The organism is Bradyrhizobium elkanii WSM2783 (assembly GCF_000472865.1).
Classification (GTDB): domain Bacteria; phylum Pseudomonadota; class Alphaproteobacteria; order Rhizobiales; family Xanthobacteraceae; genus Bradyrhizobium; species Bradyrhizobium elkanii_A.
Genome location: NZ_AXAP01000185.1, coordinates 1 through 4,579, shown reverse-complemented (window position 1 = coordinate 4,579; position 4,579 = coordinate 1). Strand labels below are relative to the sequence as shown.

General features: G+C 59.4%; 4 protein-coding genes. 1 reads left to right on the top strand and 3 read right to left on the bottom strand.

Features of this window, described 5'->3' with window-relative positions; all coding sequences use genetic code 11:
* Positions 1–519 precede the first annotated feature (519 nt).
* The gene (locus tag YY7_RS61670; RefSeq protein ID WP_155255693.1) at positions 520–759 is read left to right on the top strand and encodes a hypothetical protein; all 240 of its coding nucleotides are present in this window, start codon (positions 520–522) and stop codon (positions 757–759) included.
* Positions 760–874: 115 nt separating this feature from the next.
* On the opposite strand, the gene YY7_RS56145 is transcribed toward YY7_RS61670, so the two are convergent.
* The 3 genes from YY7_RS56145 to YY7_RS65440 form a co-directional block, all read right to left on the bottom strand.
* Entirely contained in the window at positions 875–1,381 is a 507-nt protein-coding gene (locus YY7_RS56145; RefSeq protein WP_051397384.1) for a hypothetical protein, read from the bottom strand.
* 350 nt (positions 1,382–1,731) lie between these two features.
* The gene (locus YY7_RS0149480; protein WP_028169383.1) at positions 1,732–3,435 is read right to left on the bottom strand and encodes an amidohydrolase; all 1,704 of its coding nucleotides are present in this window, start codon (positions 3,433–3,435) and stop codon (positions 1,732–1,734) included.
* Between the two features lie 328 nt (positions 3,436–3,763).
* Positions 3,764–4,228 (bottom strand): adenylate/guanylate cyclase domain-containing protein, encoded by a 465-nt coding sequence (locus YY7_RS65440; RefSeq protein ID WP_433994583.1) that lies wholly within the window; start codon positions 4,226–4,228, stop codon positions 3,764–3,766.
* Positions 4,229–4,579 lie beyond the last annotated feature (351 nt).

Below are 4,579 nucleotides of genomic sequence, written 5' to 3'. Positions count from 1 at the left end.
GTGAGGTTGTTGCAACCCCTCAATCTCAAGACAGGACGCCCCTTGGCGCTATCGGCTTGGCCACCCTGTTTGCCGCAGCGGCCTACCGCGCGAGCGGTTTAGTCCTTTGGCCCCAAGCAGCGCTTGGGGGATGTCCGCTATTCCGACGCTGTCAGGGGATAAGCAGACAATCCAGCGAACGGGCCAAAATGACGCGAGTGACCCTGACCAGAAGTTAATTGTTCGTAAAGGCTAGTCGACCGCCACGTGCGCAAGCACGGCGTCGAGCGGCGGCCGTAGCATTCGCCAACAAGAAGAGTCGTGTTGCCTTTGTGAAGTTGATGACCGCCGCGCTACGCACTTTTCGCTGCACGGACCGTGGGTTCCCCTCCCAAACAACCGACGGTCAGTCCGAGTGATGCCTAGAAGACGCCTGGAAAAAGTCGTGAACAAGGTAGCAGATAACGCGTCAAACCTGCGACTCAAGGCTTTGCCCGTTGGGGCTTGGGGCTTTCATCACTCGACCTGGGGAGGGTTGTGATGGACAGACTGAAGCACTCGCTGGAAGACCGTGAAGCGCCAAGCTGCCCAACCTGCGGCAGCGAGATGCAGTGGTGTCGATCGGAGCTTGTTAGATTTGTCCCCGCAACCAATCTGCATCTGTTCAACTGTCCGACCTGCCTTCTGTTGGCAGAGTCAGAGACGGTTAGCGAGCCGGTTCAGGTATCTCCCGACAACCTCGCGGGAGCTGGTTTCCGGTTTTTTGCCGTGGCGGCATAGGGGGCAGCGGGTTACGAAGCGCGATGCCCGCTGTTAACGTTCGGTCTAAGAGAAGACCGCGGCTAAATTGGCTGCCGAGATGCGGGCTGGCGCGCCCTCGATGTTCTTCCGGCGTCTATGAGCCGGAGCGCGTCGCCGCGGCCCGCGAGGGCGACGCCCTGCAATGGCCGGGCAACCAACTCGCCCTTATTCGCGCCGGTGCCGAAGCCGACCATTGAAACCGGTGTTGAGCGCCACCCGCGCCGAGCAGCGCCACCCGGCGCCCCTTCATCGAGCGGCCGAGATTACGTGTGATATCGTTGGTAAGGCCGACGCCGTCGAAGTTTTCTCCAGTCACCCGATCCACCTCGAACTTCATCGCGTTTACCGCACCAGCGAGCCGGGCGCGCTCCTTAAGATCGGTGCAATACGCGAACGCATCCAGCTTGAACGGCGCGGTGATGTTGAGGCCTAAGCCGCCTTCGCGCCGAAACTTGTCCACCACTTCGTTGAAGTCGCCGATAGGAGCCTCAATCGCGACGTAATCGATATTCTGCCCGGTCTCTTTGGCGAAGCTGAAATGGATCAGCGGCGATTTGGTGTGGTCGATCGGATTGCCGACCACGGCATATTTGTCAGACATAAGTCGCTCCCTCACCTCTTTTTTTCGATGTTCGGGCTTTTCGATTGAGATGCGCCCTGCCTAAATCTTCTCCAATGCTACCCCTTCAAGCACCACTTCGCTTCCGGGTCAAAAGCGCCGCTTGGAAGCGCGACCAGTCACTTCCGGTCTACCCCGATAAGCAGACCATTTCAGAACCCACGCGGACGTCGCATTAGGGCCACAAAGCAGACCTCGTGCGAGCAAGCAAGACGATGTCAATGGTCAGCCCGAGCGCATTGACGGTCTTGAGATTGATGGTCAACGCGAACGCCGTCGCTTGATCGACCGGGAGTGTGCCCGCATCCGCTCGACGTCTTGCCGTTACCGGCTCAGCGCTCAAAGACGACCTTGCCGCCGATAAGCGTCATGTCGGCCTTGATGTCCTTGATCTGTGCTTCCGGTACGGCCATGTAGTTGGCGGAAAGCACCACGAGGTCGGCAAGTTTTCCGGGCTCGATCGTCCCCTTCCGCGCTTCTTCGAAGGTGTAGTGCGAGGCCGCACTGGTGTAGAGGCGCAGGGCCTGTTCGCGACTAATGGCTTCCGAAGCGCCGTAGACGCTTCCATTCGGATCCTTCCTGGTCACCATGATGTACATGTTGAGGAAAGGGTTGATCGGATTGACGGGGAAGTCCGTTCCGGCGCCGAGACTGTCGATACCCATTTTCGCAATCAACGTCCTGGTTGGGATGGCGCGGTCAGCGGTCGCGCGCCCCAGAAACCGCTCGACGGTCGCGGCCTTGTCCCACATGAAGACATTCTGGAAATCGATGCGGACCCCGAGCCTGTGTGCACGCTCCATCTGCTCTGGCCTGATCAGACTGGCATGGATGAGGACGAAACGACGATCCCGAATGGATTTTTCCTTGTCGGCTGACTCAAGCGCGTCGAGCACCTGGTCGATACCGAGATCGCCGACGACGTGCACACCGACACGCCAGCCGTAGCGATTGCAGATCGAGACGAGTTGCTTCAGCCGTTCAGGTGTCTGCTGCGCGATGCCGTGGTAGTTGTCATGTGAATCGGGATAGACGTCGCGCATTAGCGCTGTCTTCAGCGTCATACCACCATCGTAGAAGATCTTGATCCCGGCGAATTTAAGCCAATCGTCGCCAAAGCCTGAAGAAGCCCCGTTACCTGATATGATCGCTTCCCACGCGGTCAGATCGGCAGGCGGCTCTGGCCGGAACATCACGCCAACGCGCAAAGTCGCTTGTCCGGACGCGGCGATCTTCTGCAGCGTGCGGACATCGCGGGCTTCCGTTGCGCCTTCCACCGCGCTCGTGATTCCGAAGCTGTTCAGCACGCCTTCGGCAATTGTGAACTGCCGCATTTCATCGTCTTCCGTCCACGGCGGCACGGCTTTCTCGACCCGATCAATCGCCGTCTCTACTAGGACGCCGGTCAATTCACCGGCAGCGTCGCGTTCGAAGGATCCGCCGCTCGGATCCGGGGCGGTCTTGTCCACGCCTACCTTTTGCAGAGCCATGGTGTTCGCCATCGAGAAATGCCCGACGGTGCGCAGGTAGACCGGATTGTTTGGAGCGACGCTATCGATCTCCTGCTTGGTCAGATAGCGCTTCTCGGCGAGTTGCGACGGCGGATGCCATGGGCCACCCACGATCCACTCGCCCGGCTTCTTCCTGGCCGCGAATGCCCTGATCGCCTCGAGCGCTTCCGCCACCGTCTTCGCTCGGCTCATGTTGACGACATAGTCGGCAAGACCAGCCGCCTTGAAGTGAGCGTGCGTATCGATTAATCCGGGAATTACAGTCTTGCCGGACACATCGAGCACGCGGGTCCGAGCGCTGGCAAGCGACTTAATCGATGCGCTGCTTCCGGTCGCGAGAATCTTTCCGTTACTGACGGCGACCGCCTCAGTCACGGTCGATCGTTCGTCCAGCGTCAGGACCTTTCCGTTGACGAGGACGAGGTCAGGCGCGTTGAAGTCTCCCTGCTGGGCCGCCGCAGGTGCAGCGCCAGCGAACCACATGCCCGCCCCAAAAACCGCAAGCGCCGTGAACTTGCAGATCATCGCAATCCCCCCATAATTATTGTTCAATAGGCGAACATTTGTTCTCTTTTGGAAGAGTAACTCCGATCTCGAAGCGGTTCAACGCTTCTTGGACAAGGTCCGCAAGCTGACTTATTTGGACGACGCGCTATCCCAGTTCGGCTAACGGCCGGACCATACATTGAGTCAAGAGCGCCGCTTGGAAGCGCGACCAGTCACTTCCGGTCTACCCCGATAAGCAGACCATTTCAGAATCCACGCGGACTTCGCATTAGGGCCAGAAGCTGACGTCTCCGGCACTCAGCTCTTTTGCCTAGTAAGGAGCGCAAGTGGTTTTCGGTTTCGATGACTATCCGCTCGCCGCAAACAGATCCCACTTCCCGGGCAGTCCTTTGAGTTCGTAAGAACCGCGTTCGGCGAATTTCAACCCGGCTCCGGCNACGAGGTCGGTGACNACGCGCGAAACCAAAACTTCATCGGAGACGCATTGCGACATCACGCGCGCGGCCGCGTGNACGGCGATGCCAGCAATGTCATTGCCTCTAATNTCAATCTCCCCGGTGTGCAGGCCGGCGCGAACGGAGAGTCCGATCTGTTTCGCCGCCGAGCCAAAGGCGAGCGCGCAGCGCACCGCTCGTCCAGGACCGTCGAAGGTTGCTAGAACGCCATCGCCAGTGCTNTTCACCAGATTGCCGCGGTNNTTACCGACCATCTCTCTTGCAATCTGATCGTGATTGTCGAGCAGCCGAAGCCAGCGCNCGTCGNCCATCGCAGTGGCGNTGCGCGTGGAGTCAACGATATCGGTGAATAGCACGGTCGACAGCACGCGCTCAAACTCAACCGCGCCATGATCGCGGCGACCGGTGACGAACTCCTCGATATCTCCGGGCACGGNCTCGTTNTTGGCGGTCCAGACCGCGTGGTCGCCAATTGGATATTCAATGTATTTGACGCCCGAGATCGCGGCTGCGAGCTTTCGGCCGAGATCGACCGGCACTTGGAGATCGGCTTTGCTGTGCAANACNAGGGCCGGCACCTGCAACGTCGNCAGGATCGCGGTCACGTCNATCTGGCGGTTGAGTCGTAAGAGTGTTCGCAGTGCACCGGGACTACTCGCCAACCGCTCCCACTTAGCATATTGCGCGATCACGGCTGGATCGACCGC